Genomic DNA, 21,243 nt, shown 5'->3' with positions numbered 1-21,243 from the left:
GCTCCACCCCACCACTCCCCCACATCCCCGAATCCCAGGAGTGAGTAGCTCCCGAGATGCCGCACCGAGCGGTCCAGACGCCGGTCGCTACACTCATCGCGACCAGAACGAGAAGGTTTCCGACGTGACACAGCCCGACGAGAAGACGGTGAACACCGGATCCGCGGGCGGCTTCGACGATTCCACTCCCCTGGCTCGGGAGATCTCCGAGATCACACGCCGGCGCAACGCCCTGGCGACCCAGGTGCTCCCCCTGCCGAACGAGACGCGCGTCTTCACGGTCGCGAACCAGAAAGGCGGCGTGGGCAAGACCACCACGACGGTGAATCTGGCGGCCGCGCTCGCCAAGTCGGGGGCACGGGTGCTCGTCATCGACCTGGATCCGCAGGGGAACGCCTCCACCGCACTCGGTGTCGAGCACCGCGCGGACACGATCAGCGTGTACGACGTGATCATCGATGACGCCCCCATCGAGGACGTCATCCAGAAGAGCCCCGAGTTCGACACGCTGTTCTGCGTCCCCGCCACGATCCACCTTGCCGGCGCCGAGATCGAGTTGGTCTCCCTCGTCGCGCGCGAGCAGCGACTGCGCACCGCGCTCGAGCGCTTCGCGACGGAGAGCGGCGAGGATCCGTTCCACTACATCTTCATCGACTGCCCGCCGTCGCTTGGACTGCTCACGATCAACGCATTCGTCGCTGCGCGCGAGGTGCTCATCCCGATCCAGTGCGAGTACTACGCGCTCGAGGGTCTGAGTCAGCTGCTCAAGAACATCCAGCTCATCGAGAAGCACCTGAACCCGCAGCTCGTGATGTCGACGATCCTCCTCACGATGTACGACGCGCGAACGAACCTCGCTCAGCAGGTGGCGCAGGATGTGCGCTCCCACTTCCCCAACGAGGTGCTCTCCACGATCATCCCGCGGTCCGTTCGCATCTCGGAGGCTCCGAGCTACGGGCAGAGCGTCATCAGCTATGACAAGAACTCCCCCGGCTCACTCTCGTATCTCGAGGCGGCGGCGGAGTTGGCACGACGAGGAGCACCTGAGTAATGGCGACCAAGCGAACCGGACTGGGCCGAGGCATCGGCGCTCTCATTCCCTCGATGGACGAGACGCGCGAGCGTCCTGTAGACGTGTTCTTCCCCACCACGAACCGCGACGGCGTCACCGCGTCGTCACCGTCGGCGCGCAATTCCAGCACGATGGCTCCTGTAGCACGCGAGTCGAACGCCAGTACTGGTGAAAGTGATGAGCCGGAACTGCTGGCGGTGCCCGGTGCCAGACTCGCTCAGCTCGATCCTGCCGACATCGTGCCGAACGCGCAGCAACCCCGGTCCGACTTCAGGGAGGATGACCTGCAGGAGCTCGTCGTGTCCATCCGTGAGTTCGGTGTGCTGCAGCCCATCGTGGTGCGCCCGGCGACGGGCCTCCCCGGTGGCGCGCACTACGAGCTCGTCATGGGTGAGCGTCGGCTCCGCGCGACCAAGCTCGCCGGCCTCACCAGCATCCCCGCCGTGGTCAAGGAGACCGCCGACGACGCGATGCTCCGGGATGCGTTGCTCGAGAACCTGCACCGCTCGCAGCTGAACCCGCTCGAGGAGGCGAGCGCCTACCAGCAGCTCCTTGCAGACTTCGACATCACCCAGGAGCAGCTCGCCAACCGCATTGGCCGGTCGCGCCCCCAAATCTCGAACACCCTGCGTCTGCTCCGTCTCCCGGCCCAGGTGCAGCAGCGCGTTGCGGCCGGCGTCCTCAGCGCTGGTCACGCTCGCGCCATTCTCTCCGTCGGTGACCACGAGGGCATGCTGCGTCTCGCGGACAAGATCGTCAACGAGGACCTGTCGGTACGGGCCGCCGAGGCGGCTGCGGCTAACATGTCGCGGCTGCCCCGACCCCGTCTCGCTCCTGGTCCCAAGCAGGTGCACCTGAGCGAGGTCGCCGAGCGCCTGGGCGACCGGTTCGACACGCGCGTGAAGGTGAACCTCGGCGCCAAGCGCGGCCAGATCGTCATCGAGTTCGCAACGGTGGGCGACTTGAACCGTATCGCTGCTGAGATGGGCGTCGAGGGCTTCACCCGCTAGCCCCAGCCGGCGTGGTCGTCATCGGGCAGTAGGCGCGGCCTGGTCGCGTCCGCGCATACCGTTCCACGTGAAACATTATTCACTGCGGCGGGGAATTCGCAGGTGAGAATGCGATTCCGTTTCAATGCGACGTTTCGGCATCGCGGCTGGTCGCGCTCATTCTGGCGATCTGCCGACGCCTCGCTGCTGTTGAGTCGTAGCAACGGTCGAAGGCGAACGTGTATGAGGCGGCCATATGCTTCCCCTGCATCTGGGGCGCGAACTCTCTCCCGTGCGCTCGACGGAACGCTGCGTTCAATCGACGAACACGCTGTGTCGCAGACCTGGACAGCTGTTGTCACGGTCGCGTGCTCTTCGGCCCGCCCTTGCGGTGACGCTAGCCAGCCGGACGACGCCGCTTCGCTGCTGCTAGAGCCGGGACGCCATCGGGTCAGCCAAGCGCCAGTTCGACAGCGTCGTACCCCCACGCGGTGCTGTGAGCAATCCGTCGATGGTGCTCGCGGGTTGGGATGCAGTGACGTTCCCACTGCTGCATCCAGCGCTATTGCGCGATGACGCTGCTCGTTCCGGACGCCCGGGTCAGTCTCCGGAGCCGGCGCTCGTGTGTTCGCGGGTTCCGTCGCGCGTCGGGACGACCCCCAAGATCAAATACGCCCGCCGCCAGCGAGTGCACCGCCACCGCTTCTCGCGACGGTGAGCGTTAGCAACCTCCAATCGGGCTCCTCCCGTCTCTTCGTCGCTCAGGCCGACCACGTTTCACGTGAAACACGCTGATCGGTGAGCGCAATCGCGACGACCGCGCCCTGTTCGAACGCGGCAGCGAATAGAACGGACACGGCGGTATGTCGAGACAGCGGTGCGTTAGCGTGCCGAGGCCGAGTGTCAGCTGGGCTCAACGAATCACGGCACCGCGCGAGTTGTTCGACATGTTTCACGTGAAACGGCGACGTGGCTCGGCTTGACTAGGTTCGAGCCAGTTGGTCGCGTGGCAGCCTTCGCAGAATCTGAGCGGACGCTACACCGGCGGCGGCAGCGGAGCGGTGCGCCCGTGGATCTCGTTGGTATCGGGACTGCTTGCGGGAATGGCGGAGTCATTCTGGCTGGATTGCCCGTGTGCTGGGCACCCATCGTCCTGTCACCCGCGTCGCTTCATCCGCGGGGTGAGGGGCACGTGCCCGAGCTGAGGAACGAAGCTGGTCGCATCGGCGCTGGAGCGGCGAGGGAAATACAGCGTTTCACGTGAAACATTCCGGCCCATGGGTAGTTGGCGCATCGGGGCCTGTGCACCGACAGCATGGCATCGGTGGCGTGCGGGCACAGAGATTGTGACTGTTGAGCTCGATCGGAGCCTCGAGCACGATGGTGTCGCGCGGGCTGGCGCGACGAAAGTACTTACAGGGACCGCCTGGCCGTGGCAACCGCGAAGGTCGTGGCACCCTACTGATCTCCCGGGAACGGCGCGGTCGCCGGATCTGCCGCGCCAGCACCCAGAGCTGTAGCCGGCAAATTGCCGGTGGCCACGCGCCTTACATCCGAGGTTTCACGTGGAACGGGGAGCCGCTACAGCAGGATCGGTCAGGACTGAAAGTGCGGCTTGCGGTTGGTTCACGAACGGCCCGGGTGAGGAAGGAGTTGTGGAGGCGCCGTTGGGGGACTTGTTTCGACCGACCGGGGTCTTCGCAGCACCGGAGCGTTGCGGCTGGCACCTGATCAGCGGGCCCGGTTGATGCCGGTTCGACGAGAGCCCAACGTGAGCGCTTGTCTGTTCTGGCGGTAGAACGAGTTTGTCAGGGATCTCGGTGAATTCGGTGCGTTGACACGCGGTGCGACAGCCGCCCGCGTGCCGGCTTTCATACTCCGTCGACGTCGCGCGGAGCCTGGGAAGGACGTCCGAGAGGACCGCTGAAACGATTCACTTAGGCAGGCGCCGCATGAGAGGCCCAATCACCTTGGCGAATGTGCATATTGGTCCCGTTGGTCATCTACAGAAGGCGCGTACTCCGGCCAACGCCATGTCAGCGCGTGACTCGGTTCTGACCTTCCGTTTCACGTGAAACCGCTCGATCCGGTCGGCAACTCAGGACGATTCGATGCATCGCCGCACCTCTAGTTGGTCCGTTGTCACCGAGGGCCGGCTTACGCAGGTGAGAGCTGACACATGGCGCATACATCGCTTCCTCCTCCTCGATCGGCGACTTCCTCAACTGCGACCGGCCGACGTCGGGCCCGTCCCCGGGACCACCGGTGAACGCATCGCGCCCCATGCGCCCGTGGTGCATGTTCCGGCGAGACCGGTCGGGTGAGCTGACGCCGGCGACAGTACCGCCGGGCATGCCAGAGTGCGGCGCAGGGTGCGGTGTGCCCTGCTGGTTCTCCGCCGCGTTCACAGCCCCGCGGTATGCCCTGCGCTCACGGCGTCCTGCTGCGTCGTGTCTATCGATGCGTTACCGAGTACCGCGCCGGGCAGCGCGGCCGCCCAAGTAGCCGTCGCGAAAGGTTCCGCGACCCTCAGGCGAGCGAGTCGCCTGCGGGGGAGTGCTGGCTCTACCGGGCGAGGGCGTCCTGAATGGCGAGCTCCGCGAGAGCGCGGTAGATCTCACCGAGGTCGTGCTCCGACGCCTCGATGCCCTGCGGCACGAGGGAGGTCTCGGTGAGTCCGGGCAGCACGTTGACCTCGAGGAACCAGGGGGTGCCCTCGTCATCGACGATGAAGTCGACGCGGGAGATGTGGCGGAGTCCGAGGGTCTCGTGGACGGTGATCGCGGCTGCGGCGGCGGCCGATGCGACGTCCGCGTCGAGGCGCGCGGGGGTGAAGAAGCGCGTCTCACCCGCGTTGTATCGCGCCGCGAAGTCGTAAACCCCTGATAAGGGCACGATTTCGGTGGCGGGCAGCGCCGCGGGTCCGTCGGTGGTCTCGATCACGCCGATCGATATTTCACGGCCGGTCACGCGTCGCTCGATGAGGGCGACGTCCCCGTATGTGTAGGCGTCCACCATGGCGGAGGGCAGATCCGCCGGGTCGTCGACGAACGAGACGCCCTGAGCGGAGCCGCCCTGTGCCGGCTTCACGACGACCGGAAGATCGAGGGACCTGAGCACGCTCGTGAGCACGCTGCTCGCGCCCAGTTCGCGGAAGGTGTCCTTCGGCAGGGTGATCGACTCTGGCGTCCTGACACCCTCGCGGGCGACGAGGGTCTTCGCCGTGGGCTTGTGCCAGGCGAGCCGAGCCGCGTCGCTCGGCGACCCGACGTAGGGGATGCCGGCGTGCTCCAGAAGGGCGAACAGCGCCCCGTCCTCGCCGCTGGCACCGTGCAGGGCGGGCCACACGACGTCGGGCCGCACCTCGTCGAGATAGGGCAGCAGCGTGGCGTCGGGGTCGCGCAGGACGACGGTGGCACCGCGGTGGCGGAGCCCGTCGGCGACCCGCCGTCCGCTGCGCAGCGAGACGTCACGCTCGTGGGAGATGCCGCCCGCGAGGACGACGACGGTGAGGGGAGCCTGGGTGGGTGTCATGGCGGGCCTAATCGAGGTCGGGCGGCGGGCTGGCGTAGTGGGGGTCGATCCGTGCGCTCTCGAGCATGCCGGTGCCGGCGAACGTCTGCAGCAGGTCGAGCTCACCGTTGATCACCGTGGCGAGCCGGCGGATGCCCTCCCGGATGCGCTCGGGGGTCGGGTAGCAGAACGAGAGGCGCATCGCGTGGCGCCCGCGCCCGTCCGCGAAGAAGGCGGTGCCCGGGGTGTACGCCACGAGCTCCTTCACGGCGCGCGGGAGCATCTGCTTCGAGTCGAGCGTGTTGGGCAGCGTCAGCCAGACGTAGAAGCCGCCGTTGGGCACGGTCCACTGCAGCTGCGGCAGGTACTCGCCGAGGGCGCTCACCATGGCGTCCCGTCGCTCGCGGTACACCCCGCGGAAGGTGTCGATCTGGCCCCGCCAGTCGGCGGTGGCGAGGTACTCCGAGACGACGAGCTGGCTGAAGGAGCTGGGGGAGAGGATGGCGGACTCTGCGGCGAGGATCAGCTTCTCGCGGATGGCGTGCGGCGCGAGTGCCCAGCCCACCCGGAACCCGGGCGCGAGGGTCTTGGAGAAGGAGCCGAGGTAGATGACACCCTCCTCGTCGACCGAGCGCAGCGCCTCCGGCGGCTTCTCGTCGAAGTACAGAAGCCCGTAGGGGTTGTCCTCGAGCACGAGGATCTCGTTGCTGCGGGCGATGTCGAGGATCTCGGAGCGGCGGGACGCGCTCAACGTGACGCCGGCCGGGTTGTGGAAGTTCGGGATCGTGTAGAGGAACTTGATCGTGCGCCCCTCGGCCCGCAAGCGCGCGATCGTCTCGCGCAGGGCGTCCGGGATGAGTCCGTGCTCGTCGATCGCCACGTGCGAGACGTGCGCCTGGTACGAACGGAACACGCCGATGGCACCCACGTAGCTGGGCGCCTCGGCCAGGATGACGTCCCCGGGATCGATGAACAGCTTCGTGACCAGGTCGAGGGCCTGCTGCGATCCCGTCGTGGTCACGATGTCGTCGACGCTGCCGGAGATTCCCTCGAGAGCCATGACGTCGAGGATCTGCTCGCGCAGCGCCGGGATGCCCTGGCCGGAACCGTACTGCAGGGCGACGGGGCCCTTGTCGCGCATCACGCGCTCCATGGCCGTGGTGATGAGGTTGGACGGAAGTGCTGATACGACCGGCATTCCGCCGGCGAGGGAGACGACCTCGGGCCGGGAGGCGACGGCGAAGAGGGCTCGCACCTCCGAGGCGCTGAGGCCCGCCGTCCGCTGCGCATACTGGGAGTACCACGGGTCGAGGTTCGTGCCCGGCAACCCGCGTCCGTCAGCCGGTGTGTTCACCGCTCCAGCCTATCCGCGCCGGACCGCGGCCCCGACCGCGACGCACGCCCGCACGGGCACCCGCACACCCGGCGGTGAATGCCCGGAACCTCGGTCTTGACGCACGCGCACCCGCACCTGCGGCAGCGGATGCGCGCGCCCTCGGTCGTTGATCCGGCCACACGAACGACGAAGGCCCGCCCCGGCGATCCGGGACGGGCCTTCGCGTGATGGGGACGTGCTTAGCCGAGGAAGTCGGCGAACTCCTTCTCGAGGGCCGGCTTCGGCTTCGCGCCGATGACGGTCTTCACGACCTCGCCGCCCTGGAACACCTTCATCGCGGGGATGGAGGTGATCTGGTACTTCATGGCCGTCTCGGGGTTGGCGTCGACGTCGAGCTTCACCAGGCGGATGCCGGGGTTCTCGGCCGCGATCTGGTCGAGCACGGGTGCGACGGCCTTACAGGGCCCGCACCACTCCGCCCAGAAGTCCACGAGCACCGGGGTGCTCGAGTCGAGCACGTCGGTCTGGAAGCTTGCGTCGGTCACATTCTTGGCGTTCGACATATCTGTCTCCTCACTGTCGTTACTTGAATCGCCGCGCGCCGGATCGGCACGGGCTGGTCTGGAAGCGCGTGGCGGCTAGGCCGACGCGACGAGCTGGCCGTCGCTGGTGACCGTGCTGCCGGCGGCCGGCGAGGCCGCGGCGATCGACTCACCCGCGGCAGGCGCGAGCAGCTGCTCGGGAAGGGTCGCGAGGTAGTGCTCGGCGTCGAGGGCCGCCACGGTGCCGGATGCGGCTGCCGTGATCGCCTGGCGGTAGGTGGGGTCGATCACGTCGCCGGCGGCGAAAACGCCCGGCAGGTTCGTGCGCGACGACCGGCCGTCGACCGCGATGGTGCCCTCGATGGTCAGGTCGAGCTGCTTGTGGAACAGGTGCACGCGGGGGTCGTTGCCGATGGCGATGAAGAGTCCGTCGAGCGCGAGCTCGCGGGTCTCGCCGCTCACCGTGTCCTTGAGGACGACACCGTTGACCTTGTCGCCACCGAGGATCTCCTCGACTGTCGAGTTCCAGAGGAACTCGATCTTCTCGTTGGCGAAAGCACGATCCTGCATGATCTTCGAGGCGCGCAGCGTGTCCTTGCGGTGGATGACGTAGACCTTGTCGGCGAACCGGGTGAGGAAGGTCGCCTCCTCCATGGCGGAGTCACCGCCGCCGACGACCGCGATCGTCTTCTGACGGAAGAAGAACCCGTCGCACGTGGCACACCAGGAGACGCCGTGGCCGCTCAGGCGGTCCTCGGACTCGAGGCCGAGCTTGCGGTAGGCGGAACCGGTCGCGGCAACGACCGAGAGGGCCTCGTGGGTCTCGCCGGAGCCCAGCGTGATCTTCTTCACCTCGCCGGTCAGGTCGACCTCCGTGACGTCGTCGTAGACGACCTCGGTGCCGAAGCGCTCCGCCTGGGCCTGGAAGTGCTCCATGAGTTCCGGGCCCTGGATGCCGTCCGGGAAGCCGGGGTAGTTCTCGACCTCGGTGGTGTTCATCAGCTCACCGCCCGCCTCGACCGAGCTCGCGATGAGCAGCGGCTTCAGGTTGGCGCGTGCCGCGTAGATGGCGGCGGTGTAACCGGCGGGCCCCGAACCGATGATGACGATCTGACGCACGGAAATTCTCCCTCAGAGATTGTGGCTGTCGATTCCGGCTTGCACCGGTTCGACGCGGGGTATAACACCCCCACGGTATCCGCTATTCCCCCCACGAACCGGCCGCGTTACGGCTGCTTTCAGGCGCCTCCCGGCCCGTTCCTCCACTCCGGCGGTGTTCGCGCGGTGGGTTCGGAGCGGTGCGGAAGCCGCTCCGCTCGACGTGCCGCCGTAGGGGTCGCCCCGCGCTATCGGGTGCGGCGCAGGCGTGCGGCGATGGGGGCCGTCAGTGTCTGGAGCTCCGCGGAGTGCATGAGGCGCAGCATCCCGGCGTACACACCGCTCATCACGGCCCCGATCACGAGCATCGACAGCAGGGCCGCGATCACGCTGGACACGGCGTAGCCGCCCTGGTGCGTCCCGCCGAGCACGAACAGCACCCCGATCCCGGCCAGGACGGCGAGAAGGGCCGCAAAAGAGAACTGCACGAGGCTGCGCAGGATGCGGCGGCCGTCGAGCCGACGGAGCCGCTTGCGCAGCAGCCAGGCCGCCAGCAGCGCCTGGGCGATGCCGGTGACCGTCGAGACGAGCGCGAGTCCCACGGCGATCCACTCCACCGGCAGGAGTGTGCAGGCGAGCGAGCCGAGCACGAAGAGCACCACCTGGAACAGCGTGAAGAAGAACGGCGTCCGGGTGTCCTCGAGCGTGTAGAACGCCCGCTGGATCATGAACAGCACGCTGAACGCCGTGAGCCCGAGGATGTAGGCGATGAGGACGTTGCCGAGCCCCTGCACGCCGTCGAACCCCGTCTCGAACACGCGGCTGAACGGGTAGGCGGCGACCGCGATCACCGCGGTGGCGAGCACGATGATCAGCGAGATCACGCGCACGGCGGCGGAGAAGTCCGTGCGCACCGCGGCGAGGTCGTCGTTCGCCGCGTGGGTGCTCATGCGGGTGAAGTACGCGGTGGCGATGGACACCGTCGCGACCGAGTGCGGCAGCATGAAGATCAGCCAGGCCGTCTGCAGGGTGGCCACCGACGCGGCGACGCCGAAGGCGACGTTCGCGACGTTGGTCTGCACGATGCCGGCGAGCTGGGTGATGAGGATCATGCCGAAGGTCCAGCCGGCGATGCGGCCGGCCTTGCCGAGGCCTACGCCCCGGAAGCGGAAGTCCGGCCGGTAGGAAAGGCCGGTCCGGCGCCAGAAGTAGAAGAGGATGAGCGCCTGGGCGGCGACGCCGAGCGTCGCGCTGCCCCCCAGGATCGCGATCTTGTCCGGGGTCCACTCGTCGAAGGTGCGGGCGCCGTTGGGGTCGGCGCCGAACAGGGCGCTGAAGACGAGCAGGCCGGCGATGGCGACGACGTTGTTGAGCACGGGCGACCAGGTGAACGGACCGAAGGACCCGCGGGCGTTCAGCACCTCGCCCAGCACGGCGTAGAGGCCGTAGAAGAAGATCTGCGGCAGGCACCAGAACGCGAACGCGGTCACGAGCGCGAGCTCCTGGTCGCCGAGGTCGACGCCGTAGAGACGCGCGATGAGGGGGGCGCCGAGGGTCGCGAGCAGCGTCGTGCCCGCGAGGACGACGAGGGCGATGGTGACGAGCCGGTTGATGTAGGTGCGTCCGCCGTCCTCGTGCTTGGCGGCCCGCACGACCTGCGGCACGAGCACGGCGTTGAGCACCCCGCCCGCCACGATCACGTAGATGTTGTTGGGCAGCTGGTTGCCGATGCCGAAGGCGTCCGCGCTCGCACTGCCCACGACACCGATCGTCTGGGCCAGCACGATGACCTTGAGGAACCCGAGCACGCGGGACACCAGCGTTCCCGATGCGAGGAGTGCGCTCGCGCGTCCGATGCCACTAGCCATGCGTGTACCCCCGATCGTGCGGTCCGCCGGTGGCGGCGACCTGCCCCGCGTCGTCCTGCCCGTCCCGCCTGGCCGGCCCGTCCTGCCCGTTCGGCCCGTCCCGGATCTCCCGCTCGCTCTCCTCGCGCTCCCGCCGGCGCTTGCGCACGCTCCGGACGATGCCGAAGCCGAACAGGAGCAGCACTCCGATGCCCGCGATGAGGATCGCGATCGTCTCCCAGCCCGCACGGATTTCCACGTCGATCGGGGCCACGCCGCCCACGGCGACGGACCCGTCCACGCTCGTAAGCGAGACGAGGATGGTGCTCGGCCCGTTCGACACGGACCGTACGGGAAGCATCGCGCGCTGGGACGCGTTCGGCGGCACCGTGACGGGGGCCGATCCCTCGACCTCGGCGCGGGCGTTGATCGTGCGTCCGCTGACGAGCACCGTGACCGGCTGGTCGAGCCGATTCTCGACGCGCACCGGGATTCCCACGTTGTCCCCCACCACCTGCAGCACGCTCGACTCTCCGACGTGCACGGAGCCGAGGATCTCGGCGGCGAGCGTCTGCTGATCCTTGGCCGCGGTGTACCAGCCCGGGAGGGAGTCCAGCCAGCCCACCGAGAGCAGGGCGAGCACGTTCATCCGCTGCTCGCCGGTCAGCAGTTCCGGGCGTTCCAGGATCACCGAGAAGGCGCCCATCTGGGACTCGCCGGAGAACACGGCGCCCATGGTGGCGACACGGTCGACCGGCTCCGGCTGGTCGTCGACGGCCACCGTGGTCGGCTCGGCCGCGAACGCCCGATCGAGGGTCGCCGATCCGCCCCAGGGGAGCGCGGCGAGAGCGTCGAGCGTCTCGACCATGCGCTGACCGGTGGGCGCGGCGCGGTCGAGCGCGGCCAGCAGCCGTCGGCTCTCCCCGGGCTGCTCGCGCGTGATCGCCGCCAGCTCGGCCGTCAGCTTCGAGATGGCGTTGCGGAACTGGGCCTCACTGCCCGCGCTCATCGCGGCGCCGAGGAGGTCGGAGAGCACGGCGTCGGAAATCAGCACGTCGGCGTTGCCCGCGGCGCCCAGCGCGTCCGGCGTGCCATCGGACGAGATCGACAGATTGTCGCTGTCCACGATCGTGGTGCCGATACCGCTCGTGCCGAAGACCGAGAGGGCGTCCGCCGTCACGGTGTTCGGCGCGGGCCAGGCGATGTCGTCGCGGGTGTAGTCCCACTCGAGCAGCTGCTCGAGGGTGGGCACCGCCGGCTCCTCGGGGGCAGGCGACGGCGCGGGGTCGCTGGCGAACGGCTCGGAGCCCTGTCCGGCGCCGTCGCCCTCGGCCGCGGGGACCTCGGTCGCATCGGTCCCGAACGCGTCGATCCCGGACGGCTCCGCGCCGATCGGATCCTCGCCCGGCTGCTCACCGGTGGGTGCTGCATCCTCGAAGTTCGCGGCGTCGAGTGCGTAGACCGCCGAGGTCGGCTGCAGCAGCTGCTGTGCCCCGGCCTGGGGCTGCAGGGCGACGTCGGCGTCTGCATACGCGAGCGGGAATATGTCGTTCGTGATCGCGTCGAGCCGGTCGAGCCACTCGGTCGCCGTCTGAGGCGCCGCGGATCCAAGCGCGCGGATGGACAGGATGATGCGCGGATCCAGGCCGATCGCCACCTCCGGGCGCTGGGCGAGCGAATCGAGCTGGCGGGTGAGCAGCCCGCCGGGTGCGGTGAAGCCCGCGAGAGCATCGGCGGAGAGGATGCCCTCGGTCGTCCCCGGCACCGTCAGCGGGGCGAGCACGGTGACGCCGGTGCGGGCCGTCGAGTCCCCGGGGTACCACACGGCGGTGCCCCGGCCCTCGGCGATGACCGCGTTATCGCTGACGAGCCGCGCGGCGAGCCCGCGGGGACCGAAGGACGAGGACGACGACGCCAGGCCCAGCGTGTCGACGGGGACGATGACGGGCGGCAGGAGCAGCGTCGTGCCCGGGAAGATCTCGCCCGTCGGGTTCGCGCCGAGGAAGGCGCCGGGTCGCCGCTGCAGCTCCTCCTCGGGCGCCAGCCACTCGGCCAGGTCCTCGCGCGTGTCGAGGAGGGTGCGGTTGATGTACACGTTGACCTCGCCGGGAGCGATCGACGCCTCGGAGTCGTTGTGGATGCTCACCGTCACGGCGAGGGTGCCCTCAGGGGTGAGGACGCCGCCCTGCGCCGGGGTGACCTCGACGCTCACGCCCTCGGTGGCGGCCGTCGCCGGGGTCGCCGGTGCCACGACCGACGCGACGGCGAAGAACGAGGCGCTCGCCAGAACAGCGGCAGCGGCGCGTAGGAGCCTTTTCGAGCGTCGGCCGGCACGGGATCCGGGCACTGCCTCCATTCGAGCGATTCTAGGGGCAGGCCCGGGACGGGCCCTGAACCGCCCCGCCCGCGCCCCCGATCTAGACTTGACGGATGCAGAGCGTCGCAACGGCCCTCGCGCGGCTGGCCGAGCTCGCCGCGTCGCCCGCCGTCTCCACCCTCGCATCCGCGTTCTCCGCGGCCGGCCTCGAGCTGGCCCTCGTGGGAGGCCCGGTGCGCGACGCCTTCCTCGGCACCCGGTCCGTCGACCTCGACTTCACCACGAACGCGACGCCCGAGCAGGTGCTCGACGTCGTCGTGCCGCTCGCCGACGCGCACTGGGAGACCGGCCGCCAGTTCGGCACCATCGCCGCCCGGGTGCGCGGTGAGACCGTGGAGATCACCACCTACCGCGCGGACTCCTACGACGGTGAGTCCCGCAAGCCCGAGGTGCAGTTTGGAGACAGCCTCGAGGACGACCTCATTCGCCGCGACTTCACCGTCAATTCGCTCGCCCTCCGTCTGCCCGAGATCGTGCTCGTCGACCCCTCGGGCGGCCTCGAGGACCTCATGGCCGGGGTCCTGCGCACGCCGGTCGCGCCGGAGCGCTCCTTCGGCGAGGACCCCCTCCGCATGATGAGGGGTGCGCGTTTCGCCTCCCAGCTCGGCTTCCGGCTCGACGACGCCGCATTCTCCGCCATGGAAGCGCTCGCTGACCGCATCACCGGCATCTCGCTGGAGCGCGTGAACGACGAACTCTCCAAGCTGCTCCGCACCGATGCGCCGCGCGCCGGGCTCCGGATCCTCGTCGACAGCGGGCTGGCCGACCGAGTACTGCCCGAACTGCCGGGGCTGCGCCTGACGATGGACGAGCACCACCACCACAAGGACGTGTACGAGCACTCGCTCACCGTGCTCGACCAGGCGATCGAGCTGGAGAGGGAGCGGAACCCCGGGAGCACGCCCGACCTCGTGCTGCGCCTCGCCGCGCTTCTGCACGACATCGGCAAGCCCGCGACCCGGAGGCTCGAGGGCGGTGGCACCGTCACCTTCCACCACCACGACACCGTCGGCGCAAAGATGGCGAAGAAGCGGCTGCGCGAGCTGCGTTACGACAACGACACGATCCGCGACGTCGCCCGCTTGATCGAGCTGCACCTGCGGTTCTTCGGGTACAGCGATGGAGTGTGGACCGACTCGGCCGTGCGGCGCTACGTGCGGGACGCGGGCGACCAGCTCGAGCGGCTGCACATCCTGACCCGCGCCGACGTGACGACCCGCAACGTGCGCAAAGCCGACCGGCTGGCCTTCGCCTACGACGACCTCGAGGATCGCATCCGCGCGCTCCAGGAGGAGGAGGGCCGCGCGGCTCTCCGACCGGACCTCGACGGCGAGCAGATCATGGCGATCCTCGACCTCACGCCGGGGCCGGACGTCGGGGCCGCCTACCGCTTCCTCATGGAGCTGCGTCTGGACGAGGGTCCGCTCGGCGAGGAGGAGGCCACCCGCCGGCTCTTGGCCTGGTGGCGGGACCGCTGAGTGGGCGCGAAGCTGCGCCGTCGCGAGGCCATCACCGGTTATGCGCTTCTCGCGCCCAGCCTGTTCGGCGTCGTCGCGTTCCTGGTCCTGCCGATCTTCGTCGTCCTCTGGCTGGCGTTCCAGGACTGGGACCTGCTCGGCCCCCTCCAGTTCGTCGGCTTGGACAACTTCGCCTCCGTGCTGACGGACGCGCAGTTCGGGCGCTCGCTGCTCGTGACCCTGCTGTTCGTCCTGCTCGTCATCCCCGTGCAGACCGGCCTCGGGCTGTTCGCGGCGTCCCTGCTCACCCGCGGGCTGCCCGGGTCGACCGTCCTCCGCACCATCTACGTGCTGCCGTGGATCTGCGCGCCCCTCGCTCTCGGCGTGGTGTGGAAGTGGATCTTCGCCCCGACCGACGGCGCCCTCAACGCGTTGCTCGGCTTCCGGGTCGAGTGGCTGTCGAACCCCGACCTCGCCCTCCCCGCGGTCGCCGCGGTCACCATCTGGTCGCAGGTCGGCTACGTCACGCTGTTCTTCATGGCCGGACTGACGTCGATCCCGGACATGTTCCTCGAGGCGGCCCGCATCGACGGGGCGTCGCCGTGGCAGATCTTCTGGCGGATCAAGGTGCCGCTGCTGCGCCCGACGACGTTCTTCGTGCTCGTGACCGGCATCATCTCGAGCTTCCAGGTCTTCGACACGGTGTACGCGCTCACGCCGAACGGCGGCCCCCAGGGCAGCACGGACGTCATCGCGGCGCGCATCTACTACGAGGCCTTCGACAGCTTCGACCTCGGCCGGGCCTCCGTGATGGCGCTCGTCCTGCTCGTGCTCCTCGTCGGTGTCACGCTCCTGCAGCAGCTGTATTTCCGGAGGAGGATCACGTATGAGCAGACGTGACCGGCCGGGCGGCCGCGATCGCCCGGGAGTGCTTGCCACCATGGCGATATACACGGTGCTGCTGATCGGGGCCGCCATCACGCTCGGCCCGTTCGTGCTCAGCGTGATGACCTCGTTCAAGTCGCCCGGGCAGTTCGCACGGGAGCCGGCGCTATCGCTGCCCGCACCATTCACCCTGGAGAACTACGCCCAGCTGTTCGGCCCGCGGGTCGACTTCAGTCGCGCCGTGCTCGTGACGTTCCTCGTGGTGCTCGTCGTGACGGCCGGGCAGATCGCCTTCTCCGTGCTCGCGGCATATGCCTTCGCCCGCATGCGATTCCCCGGGCGCGAGGCGCTGTTCTGGGTGTACCTCGCGACGCTGATGGTCCCGGCCATCGTGACGCTCATCCCGCTGTATCTGCTGCTGACGGAGTCCGGGCTGCGCAACACGTTCTGGGCCCTTGTGCTGCCGTTCGCATTCGGCTCGCCGTATGCGATCTTCCTGCTGTGCGAGTACTTCCGGGGCATCCCCCAGGAGCTGATCGACGCCGCCCGGCTGGACGGGGCGGGCACTCTCGTCACCCTCGTGGACGTGGTCGTGCCGCTGTCCCGCCCCATCCTCGCGACCCTCACGCTCATCACCGTGGTCACGCACTGGAATAACTTCCTCTGGCCGCTGATTGTCACGAGCGGGGAGCAGTGGCGGGTCGTCACGGTCGCCACGGCGAACCTGCAGAGCCAGTACAACGGGAACTGGACGCTCGTCATGGCGGCGACGACGCTCGCCATCGCGCCGCTGCTGATCCTGTTCCTGATCTTCCAGCGGCAGATCGTGCGGTCCATCTCGATCACCGGCTTCCGGTAGCCGGCGCCGCTCCATCACCACCGCATTCGCACCACCCGCACTCGTACCGCCCGCATTCGTCACACAAGCAGGAGAAGCATGCCCAAGCGTTCCACCACCATCGCCATCGGTGCCGCCGCCGCGGTCGTCGTGATCGGCGGCGCCGCAACCGCCATCGCCCTGTCCGGCTCCGGCGGCGGTGCCGGGGACGCGGGTGACGGGGAGACGACGGTCACCGTGCGGCTCTGGGACGAGCAGGTGGAGGAGGCGTACGAGGAGTCCTTCGACGCGTTCGAGGAGGAGAACCCCGACATCGACGTCGAGATCGAGCACGTCGCCTATGCCGACTACTTCGACAAGCTGCGCACGGATGTCGCGGGCGGCAGTGCGGACGACATCTTCTGGGTCAACAACAGCTACTTCGGCGCCTACGCAGACAACGGCAACCTCCTGAACATCGACGAGACGCTGGGCGCCGAGGCCAAGCGGGCGTGGGAGCCGAAGGTCGTCGAGCAGTTCACCCGCGACGGCGCGCTCTGGGGCGTGCCGCAGCTCACCGACGCGGGCATCGCCCTGTACTACAACAGGGCGATGCTCGATCAGGCCGGCATCGCCCCCGAGCAGCTGAACACGCTGACCTGGAGCCCGGACGCCGCCCAGGACTCGTTCCTCCCGGTGCTGCAGAAGCTCACGAGGGACGCCGCCGGGAAGACCGCCGACGCGCCCGGCTTCGACCCGAACGCGATCGCCCAGTACGGCTTCAACGCGTCCAACGACCTGAACGCCATCTACCTGCAGTTCATCGGCTCCAACGGCGGCACCTACCAGGACGGCGACGAGTTCACCTTCGACGACCCGAAGTCGGTCGAGGCGTTCCAGTACATCGTCGACCTGATCAACGAGCACCACGTCGCCCCGTCGGCGGCGGACACGAACGAGGACGGAGACTTCGCCCGCAACCAGTTCCTGCAGGGGAAGATGGCGCTGTTCGAGTCGGGCACCTACAACCTGAAGAACATCGCCGACAGCGCCGACTTCGACTGGGGCGTCGCACTGATCCCGTCCAGCCCGGCCGGCCGTGTGAGCGTGACCAACGGCATCGTTGCTGCGGGCAACGCGGCGACCGAGCACCCCGAGGCGACCGCCAAGGTGCTCGAGTGGCTCGGCTCCGAGGAGGGCAACTCCTTCGTCGGCGCGAGTGGCTCGGCCATCCCGGCCGTCGTCGCCGCTCAGCAGACGTTCCGCGACTACTACGCGGATCAGGGCGTGGACATCGCCCCGTTCTTCGACGTGATCGATGGCTCCGACACGATTCCCGCACCCCGCGGCGCGAACTACGGCGCCGCGTTCGCGGTGTTCAAGCCGATCCTCGACGAGGTGTTCCTCGGTCGCACGCCCGTGCAGGAGGGCCTCGAGAAGGCCGTGGCCGAGTCCAACGAGGCCATCCGGTAGCGGAGGTTCCTCCGGGTACGAGTCCGGGTACGAGTCCGGGTACGGAGAGGGATCCTGCGGATTCGTTGAGTCCTGCCCTCCCCATCCGGTAGGCTTACACGGTTGTCCGCGCGCCGAACTCTCGGCCTCCGCGGTACAACGATGCGAAATACCCTCCTGTTGCAGATCGTCTGCAACCGTTTTGAGTCCAAAGGAGGTGGGTTAGTCATGCATCAGTACGAGTTGATGGTCATCCTCGATCCCGAGATCGACGAGCGCACCGTAGCTCCGAGCCTCGACAAGTTCCTCAACGTAATCCGCAACGATGGTGGAACCATCGACAACGTGGATGTCTGGGGACGCCGTCGTCTGGCTTACGAGATCAACAAGAAGAGCGAAGGCATCTACGCCGTCGTCGCCCTCACCGCGAACCCGGACGCCACCGTGGAGCTCGACCGCCAGCTGAAGCTCAGCGAGGCCGTCATGCGCACGAAGGTGCTGCGCGCGGAAGAGGCGATCGCTCAGGTCGCGGCCGCCAAGACGCTTGCCGACCAGAAGGCCGCCCGCAAGGCGTCGGCCACGGGACGGGCCGCCGCGCCCGCCGCGGAGAAGTCGGAAGCCAAGTAGCCCATGGCCGGCGAAACCATCATCACCGTGGTGGGCAACCTCACCAGTGACCCGGAGCTGCGGTACACGCAGAACGGACTGGCGGTCGCCAACTTCACCATCGCGTCCACTCCGCGTTCGTTCGACCGAGCGAGCAACGACTGGAAGGATGGCGAGGCGCTGTTCCTCCGCGCGAGCGTCTGGCGCGAGTTCGCCGAGCACGTCGCGAGCTCCCTGAGCAAGGGATCCCGCGTCGTCGCGACGGGCCGACTCAAGCAGCGCTCGTACGAGACCCGCGAGGGCGAGAAGCGCACGAGCATCGAGCTCGAGGTCGACGAGATCGGCCCCTCGCTCCGCTACGCGACCGCTCAGGTCACCCGCGCAGCGGGTGGCGGCGGCGCTGGTGGTGGCGGCGGTGCCGGTGGCGGTGCCCGCGGCGGCGGTGGCGGCAACTTCAACCAGGTCGCCGACGAGCCGTGGGGTTCCCCCGCGTCCGCCTCCTCGGCGGGCGACGGCTGGAGCAGCCCCGGCAACTTCAACGACGAGACCCCCTTCTAAGCGGTCGCGTCCCTCTCACTAGACGACAGAGCCTCGCGGCGCGTTAGCGCTCACGGGGGTCAGGAAGAAAAAACATCATGGCAGGAAAGAGCAGCGGCGACCGCCGCAAGCCGATCCGCAAGGGCAAGGACGGGAAGAACGCCGCTCCGGCGAAGTCCGTCCGCGTTGGCGTCATCGACTACAAGGATGTCGCCACCCTCCGCAAGTTCATCTCCGAGCGTGGAAAGATCCGCGCCCGCCGCATCACCGGTGTCTCCGTGCAGGAGCAGCGCCTCATCGCCCGCGCCGTCAAGAACGCGCGTGAGATGGCGCTGCTGCCCTACGCGGGCTCGGGCCGTTAGGAGCACGCGCAATGTCGAAACTCATTCTCACGCACGAGGTCACCGGCCTCGGCTCCGCCGGGGACGTCATCGAGGTCAAGAACGGCTACGCCCGTAACTACCTCATCCCGCAGGGCTTCGCCGTGGCGTGGTCGCGCGGTGGCGAGAAGCAGGTCGAGCAGATCCGCGCCGCCCGCACCGCTCGCGAGCTCGCGACCATCGAGGAGGCCCAGGACCTCAAGGCCAAGCTCGAGGCTCGCCCCGTGCAGCTGACGGTCAAGGCCGGCCAGGGCGGACGCCTCTTCGGCTCCGTCAAGACCGCCGACATCGCCGATGCGGTGGCCGCCGCCGGGATCGGATCGATCGACCGCCGCAAGGTGGAGATCTCCAACCCGATCAAGGGCACGGGCACTCACGAGGCCACCATCCGTCTCCGTGACGAGCTGGTCGCCACCATCACGCTGCAGGTCGTCGCGGCCAAGTAGCGCGTTCTCAGTACGGATAGCGGTGGGGAAACCCGCCGCTATCCGTCGTTAACGAGGCGGATTCCCCCGGATTTGTGCACAGGCCGAGGCGCATTTCCACAACCCTCAAGGTGCTGTTCACACTAGTTTTCCCACACACCTGTGGGAAACCGTAAGACCCGGTCAGACGTCCATTACTCGGTGAAAAATCTTTCTTTCCCACAGGTTTGTCCACAGCTTCTGCACACAAACGGCGGCGTGTCGCACGAGTTACTCACACCCTTGTCCACAGGCGTATTTGGTGGCGGCGCGGACCGGTCCCTAGGGTGGGGCAGCGTCCCTCTCCCGGGATGCCCGCCGCATGCCACGGACCCGTCCGGTGCATGTCAGAGGTTGCTGTTAGACAGCTACCGCACGGAGTCTCGCGCCCCGCCTAAGGAGAGGACAGGAAGCCCAGAGTGTCCATTGCTCACCTCGGTCTCGCCCCTGAACAAGCCAGCAACGACCGTCGCCCGGCGACGACGGAGCGCACGCCGCCCCACGACCTCCTGGCCGAGCAGAGCACCATCGGCGGCATGCTGCTGAGCAAGGACGCCGTGGCGGACGCCGTCGAATCCGTCCGCGCCGTCGACTTCTACATCCCGAAGCACGAGATCATCTTCGACGCGATCCTGTCGCTGTACTCGCACGGTGAGCCGACCGATGTGATCGCCGTGACCGACGAGCTCACGAAGACCGGCGACCTCGCGCGCGCCGGCGGTGCGGACTACCTGCACACGCTGACCGGCGTTGTGCCGACGGCGGCCAACGCCGGGTTCTACGCGTCCATCGTCGCGGAGAAGGCCGTGCTCCGTCGGCTGGTCGAGGCGGGCACCCGCATCGTGCAGATGGGCTACGCCAGCGAGGGCGAGGTCGTCGACCTGGTCAACTACGCCCAGGCCGAGGTGTACGGGGTCACCGGCGGCGTCGAGGCCGAGGACTACGTGCCGCTGACGGACGCGGTCACCGAGGCGATCGACGAGATCGAGGCGGCGGCGGGCAAGGACGGCCAGATGACAGGCGTGCCCACGGGCTTCGCCGACCTGGACAACCTCACGAACGGTTTCCACCCCGGACAGCTGATCATCGTCGCCGCCCGCCCCGCACTCGGTAAGTCGACCCTTGCCCTGGACCTGGCCCGCGCAGCCTCCATCGGCAACAATCTGCCCTCGATCTTCTTCTCCCTCGAAATGGGTCGGAGCGAGATCGCGATGCGCCTGATGAGCGCCGAGGCGTCCATCCCGCTGCAGAACATGCGCAAGGGCACCGTCGACTCCCGCGACTGGACGACCATCGCCCAGACCCGCGGCCGCATCAACGATGCGCCCCTCTACATCGACGACAGCCCGAATATGACGCTCGTCGAGATCCGCGCCAAGTGCCGTCGGCTCAAGCAGAAGGTCGGCCTGCGGCTCGTCGTCATCGACTACCTGCAGCTCATGACGAGCGGCAAGCGGGTCGAGTCCCGCCAGCAGGAGGTCAGCGAGTTCTCGCGGGCGCTGAAGCTCATGGCGAAGGAGCTGCAGGTTCCGGTCATCGCGCTCTCCCAGCTGAACCGTGGACCGGAGCAGCGTGCGGACAAGATGCCGGCGATCTCCGACCTCCGCGAGTCGGGATCGCTCGAGCAGGACGCCGACATGGTGATCCTGCTGCACCGTGAGAGCGCCTACGAGAAGGAGAACCCCCGCGCGGGCGAGGCCGACTTCATCGTCGCCAAGCACCGCAACGGACCGACGGGCACCATCACGGTCGGCTTCCACGGTCACTTCTCGCGCTTCGCGGACATGCCTCCGGGCCACTAGCGCTTGATGTCGACGGACCTCCCCCCGATGCCCGGGGTCCGACCGGAAGACCGAACGGGAAGGAACACC

Annotated in this window: 17 protein-coding genes; 11 read left to right on the top strand and 6 right to left on the bottom strand. The window is 68.3% G+C overall.

Annotated elements, in window-relative coordinates; translation table 11 throughout:
- Positions 1-124 precede the first annotated feature (124 nt).
- Positions 125-1,051: a ParA family protein gene (locus tag DAI20_RS04005; RefSeq protein WP_205781335.1), complete on the top strand. Its 927-nt coding sequence runs from the start codon at positions 125-127 to the stop codon at positions 1,049-1,051.
- A complete protein-coding gene (locus tag DAI20_RS04000; RefSeq protein WP_108249236.1) occupies positions 1,051-2,082 on the top strand; it encodes a ParB/RepB/Spo0J family partition protein in 1,032 nt (343 codons plus the stop codon). The genes DAI20_RS04005 and DAI20_RS04000 overlap by 1 nt, the downstream gene beginning before the upstream one ends.
- A 2,544-nt stretch (positions 2,083-4,626) precedes the next feature.
- Here the strand turns inward: DAI20_RS04000 and DAI20_RS03995 are convergent.
- The 6 genes from DAI20_RS03995 to DAI20_RS03970 all read right to left on the bottom strand — a co-directional run bounded on the left by DAI20_RS03995 (position 4,627) and on the right by DAI20_RS03970 (position 12,753).
- Positions 4,627-5,595, bottom strand: coding sequence for a D-alanine--D-alanine ligase family protein (locus tag DAI20_RS03995; protein ID WP_108249235.1), 969 nt, complete (start codon positions 5,593-5,595; stop codon positions 4,627-4,629).
- 7 nt (positions 5,596-5,602) lie between these two features.
- Positions 5,603-6,928 (bottom strand): aminotransferase-like domain-containing protein, encoded by a 1,326-nt coding sequence (locus tag DAI20_RS03990; protein ID WP_108249234.1) that lies wholly within the window; start codon positions 6,926-6,928, stop codon positions 5,603-5,605.
- Positions 6,929-7,149: 221 nt separating this feature from the next.
- Positions 7,150-7,473, bottom strand: a complete 324-nt coding sequence (trxA, locus tag DAI20_RS03985; RefSeq protein ID WP_108249233.1) for a thioredoxin — start codon at positions 7,471-7,473, stop codon at positions 7,150-7,152.
- A gap of 75 nt (positions 7,474-7,548) precedes the next feature.
- The gene (gene trxB / locus DAI20_RS03980) at positions 7,549-8,571 is read right to left on the bottom strand and encodes a thioredoxin-disulfide reductase (RefSeq protein ID WP_108249232.1); all 1,023 of its coding nucleotides are present in this window, start codon (positions 8,569-8,571) and stop codon (positions 7,549-7,551) included.
- 227 nt (positions 8,572-8,798) lie between these two features.
- Positions 8,799-10,418, bottom strand: a complete 1,620-nt coding sequence (murJ, locus tag DAI20_RS03975; RefSeq protein WP_108249231.1) for a murein biosynthesis integral membrane protein MurJ — start codon at positions 10,416-10,418, stop codon at positions 8,799-8,801.
- Complete coding sequence (locus DAI20_RS03970; protein WP_159084903.1) at positions 10,411-12,753, bottom strand: DUF6049 family protein; 2,343 nt, start codon at positions 12,751-12,753, stop codon at positions 10,411-10,413. Before DAI20_RS03970 ends, murJ begins: the two co-directional genes overlap by 8 nt.
- Before the next feature lie 74 nt (positions 12,754-12,827).
- Here DAI20_RS03970 and DAI20_RS03965 point away from each other — a divergent pair, with 74 nt between their 5' ends.
- The 9 genes from DAI20_RS03965 (at position 12,828) to dnaB (ending at position 21,174) form a co-directional block, all read left to right on the top strand.
- Positions 12,828-14,252 (top strand): CCA tRNA nucleotidyltransferase, encoded by a 1,425-nt coding sequence (locus DAI20_RS03965; RefSeq protein ID WP_108249229.1) that lies wholly within the window; start codon positions 12,828-12,830, stop codon positions 14,250-14,252.
- Entirely contained in the window at positions 14,253-15,131 is an 879-nt protein-coding gene (locus tag DAI20_RS03960) for a carbohydrate ABC transporter permease (RefSeq protein ID WP_108249228.1), read from the top strand. It abuts the gene before it with no gap.
- A complete protein-coding gene (locus DAI20_RS03955) occupies positions 15,118-15,975 on the top strand; it encodes a carbohydrate ABC transporter permease (RefSeq protein WP_108249227.1) in 858 nt (285 codons plus the stop codon). The genes DAI20_RS03960 and DAI20_RS03955 overlap by 14 nt, the downstream gene beginning before the upstream one ends.
- 78 nt (positions 15,976-16,053) lie before the next feature.
- Positions 16,054-17,406, top strand: coding sequence for an ABC transporter substrate-binding protein (locus DAI20_RS03950; RefSeq protein ID WP_108249226.1), 1,353 nt, complete (start codon positions 16,054-16,056; stop codon positions 17,404-17,406).
- A 207-nt stretch (positions 17,407-17,613) separates the two neighbouring features.
- Positions 17,614-18,012 carry a 30S ribosomal protein S6 gene (gene rpsF / locus DAI20_RS03945; RefSeq protein WP_108249225.1) on the top strand — a complete coding sequence of 133 codons (399 nt, stop codon included), beginning with the start codon at positions 17,614-17,616 and terminating at the stop codon, positions 18,010-18,012.
- A gap of 3 nt (positions 18,013-18,015) precedes the next feature.
- Positions 18,016-18,549: a single-stranded DNA-binding protein gene (locus DAI20_RS03940; RefSeq protein ID WP_108249224.1), complete on the top strand. Its 534-nt coding sequence runs from the start codon at positions 18,016-18,018 to the stop codon at positions 18,547-18,549.
- Positions 18,550-18,626: 77 nt separating this feature from the next.
- Complete coding sequence (gene rpsR, locus DAI20_RS03935) at positions 18,627-18,890, top strand: 30S ribosomal protein S18 (RefSeq protein ID WP_018189012.1); 264 nt, start codon at positions 18,627-18,629, stop codon at positions 18,888-18,890.
- An 11-nt stretch (positions 18,891-18,901) separates the two neighbouring features.
- On the top strand, positions 18,902-19,354 hold the full coding sequence (gene rplI / locus DAI20_RS03930) for a 50S ribosomal protein L9 (RefSeq protein ID WP_108249223.1): 453 nt from the start codon (positions 18,902-18,904) through the stop codon (positions 19,352-19,354).
- 437 nt (positions 19,355-19,791) lie between these two features.
- The gene (gene dnaB, locus DAI20_RS03925) at positions 19,792-21,174 is read left to right on the top strand and encodes a replicative DNA helicase (RefSeq protein ID WP_108249222.1); all 1,383 of its coding nucleotides are present in this window, start codon (positions 19,792-19,794) and stop codon (positions 21,172-21,174) included.
- Positions 21,175-21,243 lie beyond the last annotated feature (69 nt).

Origin of the sequence: Planctomonas deserti, assembly GCF_003067705.1 — a bacterium.
Classification (GTDB): domain Bacteria; phylum Actinomycetota; class Actinomycetes; order Actinomycetales; family Microbacteriaceae; genus Planctomonas; species Planctomonas deserti.
The sequence above is the reverse complement of the archived record's forward strand: the minus strand, read 5'-3'. Positions and strand labels throughout refer to the sequence as shown.